This window comes from Pseudomonas deceptionensis (genome assembly GCF_900106095.1).
Lineage (GTDB): Bacteria > Pseudomonadota > Gammaproteobacteria > Pseudomonadales > Pseudomonadaceae > Aquipseudomonas > Aquipseudomonas deceptionensis.
This window is the reverse complement of sequence record NZ_FNUD01000002.1, coordinates 707,182-724,028: the sequence shown is the minus strand read 5'-3', so window position 1 is coordinate 724,028 and position 16,847 is coordinate 707,182. Positions and strand designations below refer to the sequence as shown.

The 16,847-nt window shown below is 59.4% G+C and carries 16 protein-coding genes and 1 tRNA gene; 4 read left to right on the top strand and 13 right to left on the bottom strand.

Going from position 1 to position 16,847, the window contains the following annotated elements; all coding sequences use genetic code 11:
* The first annotated feature begins 140 nt into the window (after positions 1 to 140).
* Both BLW11_RS03090 and BLW11_RS03085 read left to right on the top strand, forming a co-directional pair.
* Positions 141 to 836 (top strand): DsbA family protein, encoded by a 696-nt coding sequence (locus BLW11_RS03090; RefSeq protein WP_048360534.1) that lies wholly within the window; start codon positions 141 to 143, stop codon positions 834 to 836.
* A 252-nt stretch (positions 837 to 1,088) separates the two neighbouring features.
* Positions 1,089 to 2,372 carry an OprD family porin gene (locus BLW11_RS03085; RefSeq protein WP_048360533.1) on the top strand — a complete coding sequence of 428 codons (1,284 nt, stop codon included), beginning with the start codon at positions 1,089 to 1,091 and terminating at the stop codon, positions 2,370 to 2,372.
* Between the two features lie 109 nt (positions 2,373 to 2,481).
* On the opposite strand, the gene dsdC is transcribed toward BLW11_RS03085, so the two are convergent.
* From dsdC to BLW11_RS03040, 10 genes are all read right to left on the bottom strand, one after another.
* Positions 2,482 to 3,432: a DNA-binding transcriptional regulator DsdC gene (gene dsdC / locus BLW11_RS03080; protein WP_048360532.1), complete on the bottom strand. Its 951-nt coding sequence runs from the start codon at positions 3,430 to 3,432 to the stop codon at positions 2,482 to 2,484.
* Between the two features lie 164 nt (positions 3,433 to 3,596).
* The gene (gene dsdA, locus BLW11_RS03075) at positions 3,597 to 4,943 is read right to left on the bottom strand and encodes a D-serine ammonia-lyase (protein WP_048360531.1); all 1,347 of its coding nucleotides are present in this window, start codon (positions 4,941 to 4,943) and stop codon (positions 3,597 to 3,599) included.
* Between the two features lie 43 nt (positions 4,944 to 4,986).
* Positions 4,987 to 6,327, bottom strand: coding sequence for a GntT/GntP/DsdX family permease (locus BLW11_RS03070; RefSeq protein WP_048360530.1), 1,341 nt, complete (start codon positions 6,325 to 6,327; stop codon positions 4,987 to 4,989).
* A gap of 197 nt (positions 6,328 to 6,524) precedes the next feature.
* Complete coding sequence (locus BLW11_RS03065) at positions 6,525 to 8,963, bottom strand: TonB-dependent siderophore receptor (RefSeq protein WP_048360529.1); 2,439 nt, start codon at positions 8,961 to 8,963, stop codon at positions 6,525 to 6,527.
* A 110-nt stretch (positions 8,964 to 9,073) separates the two neighbouring features.
* Complete coding sequence (locus BLW11_RS03060) at positions 9,074 to 10,021, bottom strand: FecR domain-containing protein (RefSeq protein ID WP_048360528.1); 948 nt, start codon at positions 10,019 to 10,021, stop codon at positions 9,074 to 9,076.
* Positions 10,021 to 10,521: a sigma-70 family RNA polymerase sigma factor gene (locus BLW11_RS03055; protein WP_048360527.1), complete on the bottom strand. Its 501-nt coding sequence runs from the start codon at positions 10,519 to 10,521 to the stop codon at positions 10,021 to 10,023. Before BLW11_RS03055 ends, BLW11_RS03060 begins: the two co-directional genes overlap by 1 nt.
* Positions 10,522 to 10,726: 205 nt before the next feature.
* A tRNA-Thr gene (locus BLW11_RS03050) sits at positions 10,727 to 10,802 on the bottom strand.
* Between the two features lie 61 nt (positions 10,803 to 10,863).
* Positions 10,864 to 11,040 carry a hypothetical protein gene (locus BLW11_RS24035; protein WP_208599728.1) on the bottom strand — a complete coding sequence of 59 codons (177 nt, stop codon included), beginning with the start codon at positions 11,038 to 11,040 and terminating at the stop codon, positions 10,864 to 10,866.
* The gene (locus BLW11_RS03045; protein WP_048360526.1) at positions 11,021 to 12,394 is read right to left on the bottom strand and encodes a heavy metal sensor histidine kinase; all 1,374 of its coding nucleotides are present in this window, start codon (positions 12,392 to 12,394) and stop codon (positions 11,021 to 11,023) included. The genes BLW11_RS24035 and BLW11_RS03045 overlap by 20 nt, the downstream gene beginning before the upstream one ends.
* Complete coding sequence (locus tag BLW11_RS03040) at positions 12,387 to 13,061, bottom strand: heavy metal response regulator transcription factor (protein ID WP_048360525.1); 675 nt, start codon at positions 13,059 to 13,061, stop codon at positions 12,387 to 12,389. Before BLW11_RS03040 ends, BLW11_RS03045 begins: the two co-directional genes overlap by 8 nt.
* A gap of 135 nt (positions 13,062 to 13,196) precedes the next feature.
* On the opposite strand from BLW11_RS03040, the gene BLW11_RS03035 reads away from it, so the two are divergent.
* Both BLW11_RS03035 and uraH read left to right on the top strand, forming a co-directional pair.
* A complete protein-coding gene (locus BLW11_RS03035; RefSeq protein ID WP_048360524.1) occupies positions 13,197 to 13,676 on the top strand; it encodes a GlcG/HbpS family heme-binding protein in 480 nt (159 codons plus the stop codon).
* Between the two features lie 36 nt (positions 13,677 to 13,712).
* Positions 13,713 to 14,123, top strand: a complete 411-nt coding sequence (gene uraH, locus BLW11_RS03030) for a hydroxyisourate hydrolase (RefSeq protein WP_048360523.1) — start codon at positions 13,713 to 13,715, stop codon at positions 14,121 to 14,123.
* Between the two features lie 90 nt (positions 14,124 to 14,213).
* Here uraH and BLW11_RS03025 read toward each other — a convergent pair whose 3' ends face one another.
* From BLW11_RS03025 to BLW11_RS03015, 3 genes are read right to left on the bottom strand one after another with little or no spacing between them, the layout of a single operon-like run.
* Positions 14,214 to 15,446: a methyltransferase gene (locus BLW11_RS03025; RefSeq protein ID WP_048360522.1), complete on the bottom strand. Its 1,233-nt coding sequence runs from the start codon at positions 15,444 to 15,446 to the stop codon at positions 14,214 to 14,216.
* The gene (locus tag BLW11_RS03020) at positions 15,427 to 16,116 is read right to left on the bottom strand and encodes an ABC transporter permease (protein ID WP_048360521.1); all 690 of its coding nucleotides are present in this window, start codon (positions 16,114 to 16,116) and stop codon (positions 15,427 to 15,429) included. The genes BLW11_RS03025 and BLW11_RS03020 overlap by 20 nt, the downstream gene beginning before the upstream one ends.
* The gene (locus BLW11_RS03015) at positions 16,116 to 16,808 is read right to left on the bottom strand and encodes an ABC transporter permease (RefSeq protein WP_019824782.1); all 693 of its coding nucleotides are present in this window, start codon (positions 16,806 to 16,808) and stop codon (positions 16,116 to 16,118) included. Before BLW11_RS03015 ends, BLW11_RS03020 begins: the two co-directional genes overlap by 1 nt.
* Positions 16,809 to 16,847: the final 39 nt, after the last annotated feature.

Here is a 16,847-nt window from a genome sequence, read left to right as displayed (position 1 = left end):
ATTTGTTTCGTTGCCGTGCAGCCCTTGCCACACCTGATTCGCCCGGTTCTCGAAACACACTAGAAGCCATACCGGCGTTTTTCCCGGTATGACAGAAGGCTAGGCTGGCGCTCTGATTTATTGAACATACGGAGCAAACCATGACTGCCATGCCTGTCCTGCATTACATCTACGACCCCCTGTGCGGCTGGTGCTACGGCGCCAAGCCGCTGATTGACCAGGCCCGCGACATTTTGCCGGTGGTGGCCCATGGCGGCGGGATGATGACCGGCGCGCAGCGCCGCCCTGTGTCGGCGCAGCTGCGTGACTATGTGATGCCGCACGATGTGCGGATCGCGCAATACACCGGGCAGCCGTTTGGTGAGGCCTACTTTGAAGGTTTGCTGCGCGACACCACGGCGGTGTTTGATTCGGCACCGCCGACCAGCGCGGTGCTGGCCGCTGAACAGTTGGCCGGGCGCGGGCTGGAGCTGTTGGGACGTTTGCAAACGGCGCACTACGTAGAAGGGCGGCGGATTGCCGATGACGACGTGCTGATGGCAATAGCGGTTGAAATGGGCCTGGCGGCCGACGGGTTTCGCGCGGCTTATGTTGCGGTCAGTGGTGAGGTGACCCAGGCGCACTTCAAGGCCAGCCGCCAGTTGTTGTCACGGGTCGGTGGGCAAGGCTTTCCGACCGTAGTTTTAGAACAGTCCGGTCAGTACCAAGTGATCGACCTGGGGCCGTATCTGGGCAAGCCGCAAGCCTTTGGTGACTGGTTGCGCCAGCTGGATGCAGTGCGCGGGCAAGACTCAAGCGGTTCAGCTCCATCCTGCGGCCTGGATGGCTGCCAGTAATAATTTTTAACAGTTTGCTAAAAATGAAAAATAAATCGCCCAATTAACAATTTTTTCACGAAATTGACACTTCGCCGTCACGGCAGCTAGGATTCCCGCCAACGCCTGTGGCGATAAGCCTTACACCGACTATCCAAAAGTCCTGCACTGAATCTTCATGCAGGTTTTTTTTTGTTTATGTGAAGCAACCACCACTCAATGTTTCAGCTTGATACCCACAGCGCGCCTCTATTCAGAAATAAGGAAAATAAAATGTTGAACAAACGGATAGGTCTGCTCGCTTTGGGCGTACTCAGTGCTACCCAGGCCATGGCTAACGATCAAGCTGACGCAAAAGGTTTTGTAGAAGACAGTCACCTCAATGTATTGGCGCGCAACGCCTACATCAGCCGTGACTACAAAAATGGCAAGCAAGATAAAGCTGAATGGGGCCAAGGCTTCCTCGGCACCTTCAGCTCGGGCTTCACCCAAGGCACCGTGGGCGTGGGTGTGGATGCTTTCGGCATTTACGCACTGCGTCTGGACGGCGGCCGTGGCAAAAGCGGCGCGGGCGGTATCGACTTCTTCAAGCAAGGCGCCAGCGGCAAAGCGGCTGACGACATCGCCAAGGCTGGCGCTGCAGTGAAAGTGCGTGTGTCCAACACCGTACTCAAGTACGGCGATCAAATGCCTGCGCTGCCGGTGCTGATGTACGACAACTCGCGCCTGATGCCAGAAAGCTTCACCGGCACCCTGTTGACCTCCAAAGAGATCAACGGCCTGGAGCTGAACGTCGGTCGTTTCACCGCAGAATCGCGCAAGAGTGCTGAAGCGCGCGACAGCGGCGACCTGAAAAGCATCAACGTGTTTGGCGGTAGCTACAAGTTCACCGACAACCTGTCGGCTTCGCTGTACGGCTCCGAGATGGAAGATGAGCTGCGTAAGCAATACGTGGGCGTGACCTACGCGCTGCCGCTGCAAGACAAACAGTCCCTGACGTTTGACTTCAACGGCTACCGCACTCACGTCAACGACGACTACGCACGTGACGTGCTGAAAGTTGACGGCCAGGACAACAAGATCTGGAGCCTGGCAACCACCTACGGCTTTGGCGCACACACGGTGACCCTGGCTTACCAGAGCAGCACCGGCGAAATCGGCTACCCGTACGGCGGCTACCGCAACGCAGGCGGCGTGGGTGATGGCGGCAACACCATCTTGCTGGCCAACTCCTACTGGTCCGACTTCAACGCCAAGGACGAACGTTCGTGGCAGTTGGGTTATGGCTTCGACTTCGGCTCCGTTGGTATTCCGGGTCTGACCTACAACATCGCCTACGTGCGCGGCACCAACATCGACGACGGTTCCGACCGTGGCCGTGGTACCGAGCGCGAAATCTTCAACCAGGCCAAGTACGTTGTACAAAGCGGCCCGGTCAAAGACTTGAGCGTGCGTCTGCGCGGTTCGTGGTTGCGCGTTTCCAACAACGCCAGCGAATACAACGTTGGCGGCAACGAAGTCCGTGTATTTGTTGATTACCCGATCAGCATCTTCTGATGCCACCGGCCTGTCAGCCAGGCCGGACATCTGAACAAAAAACGCCCCGACTGGTTCGGGGCGTTTTTGCAGGTGCAGTGTTCGATCGTACGGCTTTGTTTAAGCACTTCTACTCAAACGTCTTCTCCTGCTGCGCACATTCATGCAACCAGTTCATAAACACTTGCAAGCGCTTGGGCACAACGCTTAGCGGTGAGTGAACCAGGTAATAGTCGTAGTGGCCGCACCGGCTGAAACCGCCAAAAGGCAATATCAGCTCGCCGCGATCAACCCGCTTTTGCACCAGTTGCTGGCGCCCGATGGCGATTCCGGCGTGGTTCATGGCGGCCGTCACGCAGAGGTCCGAGCGGTCGAAGGTCAAGGTGCGTTTGGGCAGTGCCGCCAGCAGGTTGTGCTGCTCGGCCCACAGGGTCCACTCGGCGTCATAGGCGGCATGATCCCAGGCCAGGGAGTCGTGCAGGGTGGTGCAATGGCGCACGTTTTCCGGGTTTTCCTTCAGGCGATGGCGTTTTGCATATTCAGGGCTGCACACCGGCGCCATTTGCTCGCGCATCAATCGATGGCTCGTCAGCCCGGGAAATTCGCCATTGGCGTAATACAAGGCCAGGTCAATTTTGCGGGTGCGAAAGTCGACATTGTCATTGCCCACTCGCAGGTCCAGTGAGACCAGCGGGTACCGCTCCATAAAGTCGGCCAGCCGGGGCACCAGCCAGCATTGGGCGACCGAGGGCCTGGCATAGAGTGCAATGGAACCGGCGATTTCTGCCTGGGATGACTGCTCAAGCGCTTCGGACAATTCGCCCATCGCACTCTGGAGGATTTCGAAGATTCGCTCGCCTTCGTCAGTCAGGCTGACTTGCCGGGTCAGGCGCTGGAACAGTTTCATGTTTAGCGCAGCTTCCAGCCGGCTGATGCGGTGGCTCACGGCGCTGGCTGTCAGGCACAGCTCTTGTGCCGCACGGGCGAAGCTCAGATGCCGGGCGGCTACCAAAAAAGTGTGAAGGTTGGCGAACTGGCTGCTGTTGAGCCGGGAGCTGATACGGGGAGGAAGATTAAGCACGGCGGGTTTCCCTCAAGCCAAAGGCTGACTTCTGGCGTAATACTGCTCGCGACGCGTTGAAACCTTCGCGAGCAGGCTCGCTCCCACTGAGGGGGTCATAGCATTACGGCGCGTGGCGGGATGTGGCAATGCGTGCATCTTGCCACATCCGCTTTGTGCTTGAATCAGCCCAGCAACTCACGGCCCTTGGCCAGATAAGCGTCCATCTCGTCAGCAGGCACCATATTGCCGCCGGTTGCCCAAACCAGATGGGTGGCGTTGGCCATGGCCTGTTGGTCCAGACCTGTGCGGGCCAGGTAGCCTTGCTGATCGGCCAGAACCCTGGCAATGCCGGGTACGCCAGCCAGCGCGGAAGGCTCAAGGCGCAGACCTTCACTGCGTTCCATCAGTGCCAGCAAGCTGTACATTTCTTCGTCGCTGACAGTGTAGAAACCGTCCAGCAAGCGCTGCATGGCCTTGCCGACAAAACCGGAAGCGCGGCCTACGGCCAAACCGTCTGCGGCGGTGACGTTATCAATACCGAAATCCTGCACGCTGACTTCGTCGTGCAGCCCGGTATAGACGCCCAGCATCATGCACGGCGAATGGGTGGGTTCGGCGAAGATGCAGTGTACGGCGTCACCAAAGGCCAGCTTCAGGCCAAAGGCCACGCCGCCGGGAGCACCACCCACACCGCAGGGCAGGTACACGAACAGGGGATGCTGCGCATCCACGGTGATCTGCGCCGCCGCCAATTGCTGCTTCAAGCGCTCGCCGGCCACTGCGTAACCCAGAAACAGGTTGACCGAGTTTTCATCGTCCACGAAATGGCAGGCCGGGTCGGACTCTGCTTGCTGGCGACCCTGAGCCACGGCCACGCTGTAATCGCTGGCGTATTCGATCACCGTCACGCCGTGGGAGCGAAGTTTGTCTTTCTTCCATTGCCGGGCATCTGCCGACATATGCACGGTCACTTCAAAGCCCAGCGCGGCGCCCATGATGCCGATCGACATACCCAGATTGCCGGTGGAGCCGACGGCTATTTTGTACTGCCCGAAAAAGGCCCGCGCCTTGTCGCTGTGCAGCAGTGCGTAGTCATCGTCGAGCGTCAGCAGGCCACCGGCCAGGGCCAGGTCCTCGGCATGCTTGAGCACCTCGTAAATGCCGCCGCGTGCCTTGATCGAACCCGAAATGGGCAGATGGCTGTCGCGCTTGAGCCACAGCGCACCGTTCAGGGTTTGCCCATAACGTTCGCCGAGCAGTGGCTGCAGATGTGCCACGGGCACGATGTCGGACTCGATAATACCGGCGCTGCACTCGGTTTCAGGGAATGCACGGCGCAGGTAAGAGGCAAACCGCGCCAGTCGGGCGCTGGCATCGGCGACATCAGCGGCGGTCAGCCCTACATCGCCAAGCGCTTGCGCAACCGGAGCCACGCCCGGGTTGAACCAGGTGGTTTCTTGCAGTGCGACCAGATCGCGAATCAGCGGGTAGCTGGCGTACCAGCTTTCAAGTGTTCTGCCCAAAATCATGACGGGGTCCCTTTAAACGATAAGGCTGAAAATACGGGTTGGATCAAACAAAATTCGCCAGCAACAGGGTCAGCCCCAGTGCGACAGTCGAAGCCAGCACGGTGGCGGTGGTGAACGTTTTCAAGGCGTCGGTCAGTGACACGCCCAGGTATTCCTTGACCACCCAGAAGGCCGAGTCCGTGACGTGAGTCCAGCCCATGGCGCCGGCGCCGATGGCGATACAGATGATCTCTTTGCTCACGGTTGGATGAGCACCCAGCATAGGCAAGACCATGCCTGCGGCGCTGATCATCGCGACCGTTGCCGAACCGACGGCGAAGTGCATCAGGCCGGCCACCAGCCACGCCAGAACGATGGGGTTCATATTCAGTTGCGTCAAAGAGGCGGACAGCGCGCTACCCACGCCACTGTCGACCAGAATGCCGTTGAATGCGCCGCCGGCGCCGATGATCAGCAGGATGCTGGCCAGCGGAGGAAAGCTTTTTTGAGTGTAAGCGAGCAAATCCGGCATGGACAAACCGCGACGCAAACCCAGTGCCCAGTAAGCGAACACCACGGCAATCGACAGTGCGATCAACGGCGTGCCCAGGAACGAAATAACGTTGAAGGCCATGGAGTCATGGGGCAGGCCTGCGGTGAAGCTTTTGCCGACCATCAGGATCAGCGGCAACAAGATGGTGAACAACGTCACCCCAAGGCCTGGCAAGTCCCGGGTTTTGCTGTCATCACAATGCTCGTTCAGAAAGGCTTCCTGAGCTTCTGGCGCTTGGGGCTTGCACACCAGCTTGACCCACAGCGGCCCGGCAATGATGGCGGTCGGCAGTGCGACGATCAGCCCGTACAAAATCACCTTGCCGACATCGGCGCCCAGCATCCCGGTGATCGCCATCGCGGCAGGGTGGGGCGGCAACATGCAATGGACCGCCATCAGCGACACGGCCAGGGGCACACCCAGATACAGCAGATTGATTTTGGTTTCTTTCGCGACCACATAAATCAACGGAATCAGCAGAACGAAACCCACCTCGAAAAACACCGGAATGCCGGCGATAAAGCCGACCAGCATCATGGCCCACGAGGCGCGTTCTTTACCCAGCGCGCTCAACAGCGCCTGAGCAATGCGCTCCGCGCCACCGGACTCTTCCAGCATCTTGCCCAGAATCCCGCCCAGGCCAATGATCGTTGCCAGGAACCCGAGAGTTCCGCCGACACCGGCTTCATATGAAGAAGCAATTTTTACCAACGGCATACCTGACCCGATCCCCACCACAAAGCTTGCAGCGGTCAGTGCCAAAAAGGCATGGACGCGAACTTTGACGATAAGAAAAACAATCAGGGCTATGGCGCAAAACAACACCAGCAATAGAGTGGGACCGCTGTGCATGGGAGATGCTCCGGGAAGCGCTTTTATTGTTGAAATAAGTGATCGGAGTCACTTTGCTTTCGGCAATTAGAGGGCACGGCTGCGGGGCTGACAAAGGATGGTTTTTCACGGGACAGATGATGTGGGGTCATCTGTCAGTGGGCCAGAAACATAAAAGGCCCACCTTGCGGTGAGCCTTTTTTCGATACGCGCCGGGGTCAGAAATCCCAGCGGGTGGTCAGCATGAAGTTGCGTGGTTCTCCATAAATCGCGGAGTTATAGAACCCGATATTGGTGAAGTAGTACTTGTCGAAGACGTTGTTGACGTTAAGCGTGGTCGACAGGTTTTCAGTGAATTGGTAGCGGGTCATCAGGTCCACCACCCAGTAGGGTTTTTGCGAGAAGTCTTCGTACCGGTCCTTGGGGCTGTTGTACATCTCTTGCCAGGCCGAGCTCTGCCAGCGTGCGCCACCGCCTACGGAGACTTTGTTCAGGTCGCCCTTGAGCTTGTAGATGGTGTAGAAACTCAGTTGATCTTCGGGTTCAAAGGTCGAAATCTTTTTGCCGGTGTCATCGCGTACCACCTTGTGGGTGTACCCCGCCTGCAGGCTCCAGCCCGGGCTCAGCTCACCGGATACTTCCAGCTCGTAACCCTTGGTTCTCGCGGCAGTGCCCTTGAAGGCATAGTTGGGCGGGGTGGGTGACAGGTTGTTCCAGGCATCGTCAGGGATGGGGCGATTGCTTTCCTTGACCTCAAAATACGCCAGGCTGGCGTTCAGGCGACCGTCGAAGAACTCGCTCTTGAGGCCGACTTCATAGTTTTCGCCCTCGTCCGGGTCCAGCATCTTGCTGTTGCGATCCAGGTTGTAGAACTCCTGGGGCATGAACACGTCGGTGTAGCTGGCGTATGCCGTCAGGTAGTCGGTCAGGTCATAGGTGATACCGGCGTAGGGAATCAAACGCCCCGATTCGCGGTAAGTATTGGTAGTACCGGTCAGGGTGTAGTCGACCACTCGCCCGCCCAGAAAGACCTTCAGTTCATCGGTGACATTCAGGCGCGTGGTGGCGTACATGCCTGTCTGGCGCACGGTGTCATCGCTGATTTGCGAGGCGCTGCCCCAGTCAGGTTTGGCCAGGTGCCCGTCCCAGTTGAAGTAATCGACGATGTTCGGCGTGCCGAAGGTCACGTCCCAATAGCCTTTGCCTTTCCAGTTCGCGGTACTGATCGAACCGCCCAGCACCAGCTCATGCTCGCGCCCCAGAAAATCGTAGGGGCCGCTGACATAAATATCAGCCGCGTCGCTGACGGTTTCGCCCTTGTAGCGTTGTGCGTTGATTTTGGCGGTGCCATCCGCCGCAGGCTGGTTGAACTGGATGGCCCCCAATTGGGCATCGTAGCCATTGATCTTGTGGTCCAGTTGCAGCTTGCCCACCCAGCCACTGCCCAGATCCTGTTCCAGGGTCGCGAAGACGGTACGGGTGTATTGCTGCCAGCTGCTCCAGTCAGTGGCGTTGCTGAACGAGCGTTTGGCGCTGTTGATTTCACCCGCGTAGTTGTAGAGCGGAAAACTCCCCGACCAGGTAGAACCCTGGGGTTTGTTGTCCTGATAGTCGGCGCCCACGGTCAGCAAGGTGTCGGGCGACAGGTCGAATTCGAGGATGCCGTAGAACACCGAGCTCTCGTTCGAGTAGCGGTCGATATACGACTGCCGGTCCTGATAGGCCGCCACCGCTCGACCGCGTACATTGCCGGTTTCGGTCAACGGGCCGCTGAGGTCCACTTCAGTGCGGTAGTTGTCCCAGGAGCCTGCGCCTGCGGTGATATGGCCGTGAAAATCGCGGGTGGGTTTCTTGCGCACCAGGTTGATGGTGCCCCCCAGCGAACCCGCCCCGCTGAGCAGACCGGAGGCGCCCTTGAGCACTTCGATACGGTCATAGATCGCCATGTCGCTCAGGGTGTTGCCCGCCGAATACGCGACGTTGCGCACGGCGGAGGGAATGCCGTCGTACTGGAAGTTATTGATCGAAAAACCGCGGGAGTAGTAGTTGGTCCGGTCAGTGTCATAGGCCGATACGGTAATGCCCGGGGTATGGCGCATCACGTCGTCGACATTGTCGAGCGCGAAGTCATCCATGTGCTGACGGGTGATCACGCTGATCGATTGCGGCGTCTCTCGGGGTGTCAGTACCAGGCGGGTGGCCGTTGCAATGGCCCCTGGCGTGTAGGAGCCCGTACCTTCGGTGACGGTACCCAACTGGTTGGTGACGACCTGAGTGGCCCCCAGCTCCAGCGCGGCTTCGGTGTTACTGGCGACCAGTACGTAACCCCCGTTGCTCTGGCGCTCGGCTTGCAAGCCGCTGGTGGCAAGCAAGCGGTCCAGGCCTTCCTCGACGCTGTATGAGCCTTCAAGCCCGTCGGTGTTGAGGTGTCGGGCCTGTTCAGTGTCGAACGAAATCGTGACCCCCGCTTGCACGCCGAATTGGGTCAGGGCCTTGCCCAGCGGACCAGCGTCGATCTGATAAACCGTCTGGCTTTGTGCAGCTGCCTGAGCGGGTATCAAGGCCAGGCCGGACAGGCTGGCGAGGGACGCGCCAAATACCGCCAGGCGCACAGCGCGGGTTATTTTGGTGGTGGCATTGAGGGGGAGCGGGGGCATTCGGTGATCCTTGCGTGGTCATGGCAGAAACTCGCTGCGATCGCGGCTTATGTCATTGACGGATGAGAATCAAAATCAGCAAGGTTAAGGGCCACATTTTGTGCGTGTGCTTATGCCGGTTCGATACTGGCCCAGTAACGGGTCAGGTAACGAACCTTCACCGGTAAGGATTTACCCAGGTTCTCCAGTACTGTCTCGGTGTCATCGAGACGAAAAGCCCCTGAAATACTCAGGTTCTGAACCGATGTTGCACAGCGCAGTACCCCTGGGCGATAGCGCCCCAACTCCTCGATAAAGTCGCCCAACCGCCAGTCGTCCACGCTCAACATCCCCTGCACCCAGGCAGTTGAACCCGAAGGCAGAGGCTGAACGTCATCGACGTTATCGCGATCGAAAGTGACTTGTTGCCCGGCTTCCAGGCGCATGGGCCGGTCAACGTGCCCGAGGGGCCGTATTTCAACAGCCGATTGCAGCACACCGACCCGCGTGTGCTCAGGCAATTGACGCACGCTGAACCGGGTGCCGAGGGCACGTACGCTGCCATTCCCGGTGTGCACGATAAACGGGCGCTGGTCAGGGTCCTTGGCGGTCTGAACAAGAATTTCGCCACGGTGCAGGCGGATCAGCCGCTGTTTTGAGTCGAAGTGGATATCCAGCGCCGTGCCAGCGTTCAGTTCCAGATGTGAGCCATCGTCCAGACGCAGCGAGCGCCGCTCACGGATGCCGGTACGTTCCCCGGCGAGCATCGTGCGATACGGAACTTGCTCAGCCGCCAGCCATGTACCGCTGCCAACGGCCAGCAACATGGCCAGAATTTTCAGCACGTCACGGCGTTGAGCGTTCGCAGCATCAAGGCTGCGCAGGGCTGCTTTTGGCGGGATCGTTGCCCATTGGCGTTGAAATTTTTCCACGCGGGCCCAGGCCGCCGCGTGCTGTGGGCAGGCCTTGACCCACGTCTGCCAGGCCCGTGTCCGCGCCTCGCTGACAGCGCCGTCATTGAGTTGCACGTACCAGGTGGCGGCGGCTTCAAGCGTCTTGAAGTCCGGGGAGGAGGGCATCAATTCTCGACCAGCAACAGGCAGCGGGTCATGGCGCGGATCAAATGATTTTTGACTGTGGTGACCGACACACCGAAACGCTCAGCCGCGGTAACGTAGCTCAGGCCTTCAAGCTGCACCGCCAGGAAAATCTCCCGAGTCCTGGTACCGAGTTCATCGAGCATGCAGTCGATCGAAATCAGCGTTTCGATGATCGACAGGCGTATCTCCGGCGAAATATCCACGGGTTCAGGCCTCAAGGCCAACGCTTGCAAGTAAGCCTGCTCAATGGTTCGACGGCGGACCTTGTCGATCAAAAGCGCACGGGCAATGGCACTCAGATAACTTCTTGGCTCACGGATTGGAGCATCGTGGCGTGCGGTCATAACCCGCAGAAACGTGTCTTGAGCCAGGTCGCACGCATCCGCCGTATTGCCCAGTCGGGCTCGTAACCAGCCCTTTAGCCAACCGTTGTGTTCGCTGTACAACCGATGCAGAACTGAATGATCGAGCGCCGACATAATGATGTCACCAAGGTGTAATTGGTAATCAGTCGCATTATTGTGATGGCAGAGTGTTTATGCAAGGGGGTTTTCTAGCCGCAGCTGCTTTGCGCGAGCTGAGTGTTTGGAGTCTTTGATAGCGGGAGAACGCTTTTTGCGAGCCTTCCAAATCCCGGAAACAAAAAAGGCCCACCTTGCGGTGAGCCTCTTTCGGTGTTGCGTATGGTGCCGGCACCAAGAGTCGAACTCGGGACCTACTGATTACAAGTCAGTTGCTCTACCAACTGAGCTATACCGGCGTTATGGGCGACGAGTATACCCGGATGTTTGAGCTTGTAAACCCCTGATAACAGACTATTTTCACGATTCGCGCCGCAGCTCGCTGAAGTACTGGCGCAAGTGCTCGACCGTGACTCGAAATTTGGCCGAATTGGCCGACCGGGTGCCGATAACGTCCAGTATGAATCCGTCTTTACCCGTCGTGGCGTAGACAGCATTCTTAGCCTGCGGCAGCGGGTTACCGATGATCGCGGGCAAATCCCAGCTCAAACAGCGTGCCGCTGGCGTCGCTCACCACCCGCACCTGGCCGCCATGCAGTTGCATGATCGAATGCACAATCGCCAGGCCCAGGCCGCCAGAGTCACCCGGTTGTGCCCGTGACGGGTCTACCCGGTAAAAGCGGTCGAACAGTTTGTCGATATGTTGCGGATCAATGGCGGGGCCAAGGTTATGCACACCTGTCCAGCAATACTCGGCATCGTCGCGACGCAGCAAGCGCACGGTCGAACCGGGCTGGGCATGGCGCACGGCATTGGCCAGCAGATTGCCCAGTGCCCGTTGCAGCAGTTGCTGGTCAGCCATCAGCGGCCCGCTGAGCTGATTATCCAGCTGCAACTGACGATCCTCGGCCAACGCCTCGAAGTAATCACACAGCCCGTCACCCACCTCTCGAAGATCCAGCACTTGCAGCTGTAACGGGCGCTGGCCGTGTTCGGCGCGGGCGAGAAACATCAGGTTTTCTGCCATGCGATTGAGCCGTTCGTATTCTTCGATATTCGACGCCAGTACCTCCTGGTACTCGGCCGGGCTGCGTGACTGGTTCAGTGCCAGGCTGTTGCTGCCCAGCAAGTTGTGCAACGGGGTACGAATCTCATGGGCCAGGTCGGCGGAGAATTGCGACAGCCGTGCAAAGCTGTCTTCGAGCCGCGCGAGCATGGCGTTGAGTGCCTGCACGGGCTCTTTGAGTTCGGCCGGTACGTTGTCAGCGGCCATGCGTTGATCGAGGCTGCGTGGGTCGATGCCAGCCATGGCGTGGGCCAGTTCGCGCAAAGGCGTGAGGCCGCGACGCAACAGCAGCAGGCCAAGCCCGAAAGCCATCAGTGCACCCAATCCCACAGCACCATATAAACGCATGCGATAGCTGGCGAGCATTTGCTCACGCTCATCAAGACGCTTGCCCACGGTTACGCTCAAGGTTTCCCCTGCAGGGCCCTGGGCCATACCGGCCAGCAACACGGTCGCGTCTGCCGTTTTGATATCTGAGCGCCGGGGCGCTTGTGCTTGGGCAATGGGCTGCACATGCGCCAAGGCTTGTTGATGGGGGTTGATGGCAATTAACGGGCTGCCGTCCTCGCGGTTGACCAGCAACACGCTGTCCAGGTTGCCCAGCATGTTTTGATACAAACGCGGGCGTTCCTGCAGGGCTTCGAGGCTGTCGCTGTCATGTAGCAGGGCGCGTACCTGCTCAAGGCGCCCCAGCAGCGCCTGATCGTCACGAAACGCCAGTTCCGAGGCCAGTGAGCGATACAGAAACACCCCGATCACACTCAGCACCAATGCGCAGGTCAGGGCAATCGCCAGCGCCAGGCGCCAGGCGATGGATTTACTCATCGGGTGCTTCCAGCTGATACCCGACGCCGCGCACGGTGTGGATAAGTTTGGGCATAAAGGGATCGTCGACCTTGGCGCGCAATCGGCGCACGGCGACTTCGACCATATTGGTGTCGCTGTCGAAGTTGAGGTTCCAGACCTGCGAAGCGATCAAAGTGCGGGACAAGACTTCGCCCTGCCGGCTGGCCAGCAGTTGCAGGAGCGAGAACTCCTTGTTGGTCAGGCTGATGCGCTGGCCGCCCCGGCTGACGCGGCGGCGCAGCACGTCGATTTCAAGATCGGCGATGGCATATGACTCGGCCTCGCGCATGGGGCCACGGCGCAGCAAGGTGCGGACCCGGGCGAGCAGTTCGGCAAAGGCAAAAGGCTTGAGCAGGTAATCGTCAGCACCCAGTTCGAGGCCGCGCACGCGGTCTTCGATGGCATCCCGGGCGGTCAAAAACAGCACCGGCGTGGCGCCGCGCTGGCGAATCAGTTGCAGTAATTGCCAGCCATTGAGCCCCGGCAGCATCACGTCGAGGATGATCAGGTCGTATTCCTGTTGCTCGACAAAGTAACGACCGTCCAGCCCGTTCAGCGCCACATCCACCGCAAAGCCTGACTCTTTAAGGCCCTTGGCCAGGAAATCTGCCGTCTTGGCTTCGTCTTCAACCACTAACAAACGCATCTCACACCTCGATCAATCGTCTGCACAGGCTAGGCGCCTTCGGGTGTGTTGCCTATTACAAACTTGTAATGCAACTGACGGGGTTCTGACGAGGGTCGCTGGTTAAGGTGGGCGCATTCGTACAGGAGCTAGCCAATGATGCTGAAAACCTTGTTGTTGTGGACTGCCGTTGGCGTTGCCAGCGCGGCCCAGGCAGCCCCGAATCTGGTGCGTCATGCCGATCTGGATCTGGCCACCGCCCGCCAGTTGGCCGATGCGGCCATCAAGCACTGCACAGGTGCGCTGAGCGTGCTGGACCGTGGTGGCAACGTGTTGATGGCGATGCGCCCGGAGAGTGTTGGCCCGCACAACCTGCTGGCCAGCCAGCGCAAAGCCTACACCGCGTTGTCGACCAAAACCCCGACCCGTTTGTTTGCCGAGCGCGCGCGCAGCAATCCTGAGGCGAGCAACCTCAATTCCATTGCCGAGCTGTTGCTGCTGGGAGGGGGTGTGCCGTTGTTTGCCGAGGGCGAACTGGTGGGTGCCATTGGCGTGGCGGGAGCAGGCGGCGCAGAGCAGGACGAAGCTTGCGCGATCAAGGCGGCGCAACAGATTGGCCTGACGACTCAACGCTGAGTTGATTGTTTTTTAACCATTATTAGAGGATGACCGATGAAATCTTTGCGAATCACGTTGGCGGCTTTGAGCCTGAGCGCTGTGTCGAGCCTGGCGCTGGCGGCTGGCAACCCGTTGAGTGTGCATGTGCTCAACCTTGAAAACGGCCTGCCGTCACCGGGCGTCAACGTGACCCTGGAAAAACACGTAGGTAAAGACTGGCAGCCGCTGGCGCAGGGGGTGACCAATGAGCAGGGGCGCATCGGCGAACTGTTCCCGGCCAAGCAAGCGTTTGAGGCGGGTGAATATCGAGTGGTGTTTAAAACCGGTGAGTACTTCAAGAAAGCTGGCCGCGAGACGTTCTTCCCGGAGATCCCGGTAATTTTTGAAGTGAAAAACGCCGATCAGCATTACCACATTCCGCTGCTGCTCAGTCCGTACGGCTTCTCGACGTACCGCGGTTCGTAGGCCTGTCAAAAACCCGTAGTCGCTGCCGAGGAACGAAGGCTGCGAGCTCTTTCAGATTAAAAGCTCGCAGCCTTCGTTCCTCGGCAGCGACTACAAAGGCTCTGCAGACCGCTGCGCAAGCACCATCAAATTACGGGGCGTCAGCTGGCTGTCGCAGAACTCGCCGACCTGTACTTCATAGCCGTTTTCCTTCAGGTACAGCGCTCGATCCAGCACCAGCCACAACTCCAGCGGGCGACGGAAAAGCCCGCGCACCAACTCCAGATTGCGCACCTGTGCCAGTCGCTCCCAGCCTGCGGCCTCAAGCGCAGGCCAGTCTTCGTCGCCGCTTGTGGATAAGTTCTTCAGCGCCGCCAGATCCGCGCAGTACTCGGCAAACGGCTTGTTCAGCCAGGTGCCGGGCAACGAGGGTGTGGATAAGTACTCATCACACTGACGGCGCTGGCGTTGCCACACATCAAAGCCCAAACGCCGTGCCATTGATTCGTCGCGCTGGCGTCGTACACGGTTGCCGGCGGTCACGGTTTCGCTCATGGGCAGGCTCAGGTCTTCCAGCGACAGCTGCAAGGGTGAAGCTTTGGCGGCTGTGGATAACGGCTGATAGTGCGGCGCGCTGATGCGGTTGTAGCAGCAGGGCGAGACGGCAAGTTGTCCACAGCCCGCCGCGCTGGCCAGTTGCAGCAGGCGCACATGTAAATCGCCACAGGCATGCAGCGCCACGGGTGTCATCCCGGGCGTGAGCTGCAAGGCCGCTTCGGGCGCGAGCACATCCTGTTGCACATGACGCACCGCCAGGTGATGGCGCTGGCTGAGGTGCTGGCCTGACTCGATCAATGCCGGGTCATATTCCAGGCACGTCAGTTGCTGCCCGGCGCTTAACAGGCGACGACCCAAATGACCTTTGCCCGAGCACCAGTCCAGCCAGTGGGCGGGTGTTTGCGTGAAGGTCAGGCTCTGGGCGAAGGCTTCAATTTGTTGCCATTTACGCCCCGGCACGTCCACCTGCAAGCGCGGGTTCGCAGGCGCAAGGGCCTGTGTCGGCAGCCGGTCGACTGTACTCAGGGCGAGGGAAGTCGCCGCCAGTTCAGGGAACGGCGCGGGGGCGGGCACGTGTTGGGGGTGGTTGTGGCTGGCTTCGGCATCTTGCAACGAACGCTGGCGCAACCACTGCGCCAGTTCGGGGTGTTGCGCTTCCCACGGCATGTTCAGGTGAGTGAAAGGCCGTGGGCGCCACAGGTGCTGGTGGTCACGCAAAAAGCTGTCCAGCGCCTCAAAGCGGGCGAGCAGCGGCTCGCCCCCATGGTTAACGGCCTTGGCAGGCATCGACGCGCAACCAGCGCTCCAGCAGCTTGAACCCCTGGATCAGCACAAACGACATCACCAGATAAATCGCGCCTGCGGTCAGGAACATGTCCACCGTCAGGTAGTTGCGAGCAATGATGGTGCGGGTCATGCCGGTCAGTTCCAGCAGGGTCACGGTACTCGCCAGCGAGCTGGCCTTGAGCATCAGGATCACTTCGTTGCTGTACGCCGGCAGGCCGATGCGCGTGGCGCGTGGCATGACGATGTGCACCAGGGTTTTGAAGCGCGACATGCCCAGGGCACGGGCCGCCTCGATTTCACCGGGTGGTATGGCCTGGATCGCGCCACGCAGGATCTCGGCGATGTAGGCGGCGGTGTGCAGGGTCATGGTGATGATCGCGCACCAGAACGGGCTGCGCAGGTAAGGCCACAACGCGCTTTCACGCACCACATCGAACTGGGCCAGGCCGTAATAGACCAGAAACAGCTGGATCAGCAGCGGCGTACCACGGAAGAAAAAGATGTAGGCATAAGGCAGCGAGCGCACATACCAAAGTTTGGATGAGCGGGCGATGCCCAGCGGGATGGCCACGATCAGACCGGCGATGACCGAAATGGCGGTCAGCTCCAGGGTCAGGGTCGCGCCCTGCATCAGCTTGGGCAGCCACTTGAGGATTACTTCCCACTCCATTACGTCCTCCTCACGAAGCCGCGCGCTGCGCGTTTTTCAAGCACGTGCATGGTGCCCATGGCCAGTACGGTCAGGCCTAGGTACATCACGGCAGCCACCATGTAGAAGGTGAACGGGTGTTTGGCGAAGGTCACAGCGTTTTGCGCCTGACGCATGATTTCTTCCAAACCGATTACTGACACCAGTGCGGTGTCTTTCATCAGGATCATGAACAGGTTTCCCAGGCCGGGCAGGGCGATACGCCACATTTGCGGCAAAACCAGCCGGGTGAAGATCCGTGGTTTGGACAAGCCCAGCGCCATGCCCGCTTCGCGGTGGCCTTTGGGGATGGCCAGGATGGCGCCACGAAACACTTCAGTGGCATAGGCACCAAAGCACAGGCCCAAAGCGATCACACCCGCCGCGAAGGCGCTGAGGGTGAGTTCGGGCATGCCGATGTATTCGCCGATGGCGCGCACCAGATTCACGCTGCCGAAGTAAATCAGCAGCACCCAGAGCAGTTCGGGAACGCCGCGAACCAGGGTCGAATAGGCGCCGCCCAACCATCTAAGCGGTTTGTAGGGGGATGTTTTGGCCAAGGCACCGAGCAATCCGAGCACCAGGCCCAGACACAGCGCAGTGAGTGCCAGTTTGACGGTCATCAGCGCGCCAGCGGCAAGCGCCGGGCCGAATCCGTATAGATCGATAGTCATGGGGTAGGCAGGCTTTGCTAGGGACCGGTGCGCCCGCAG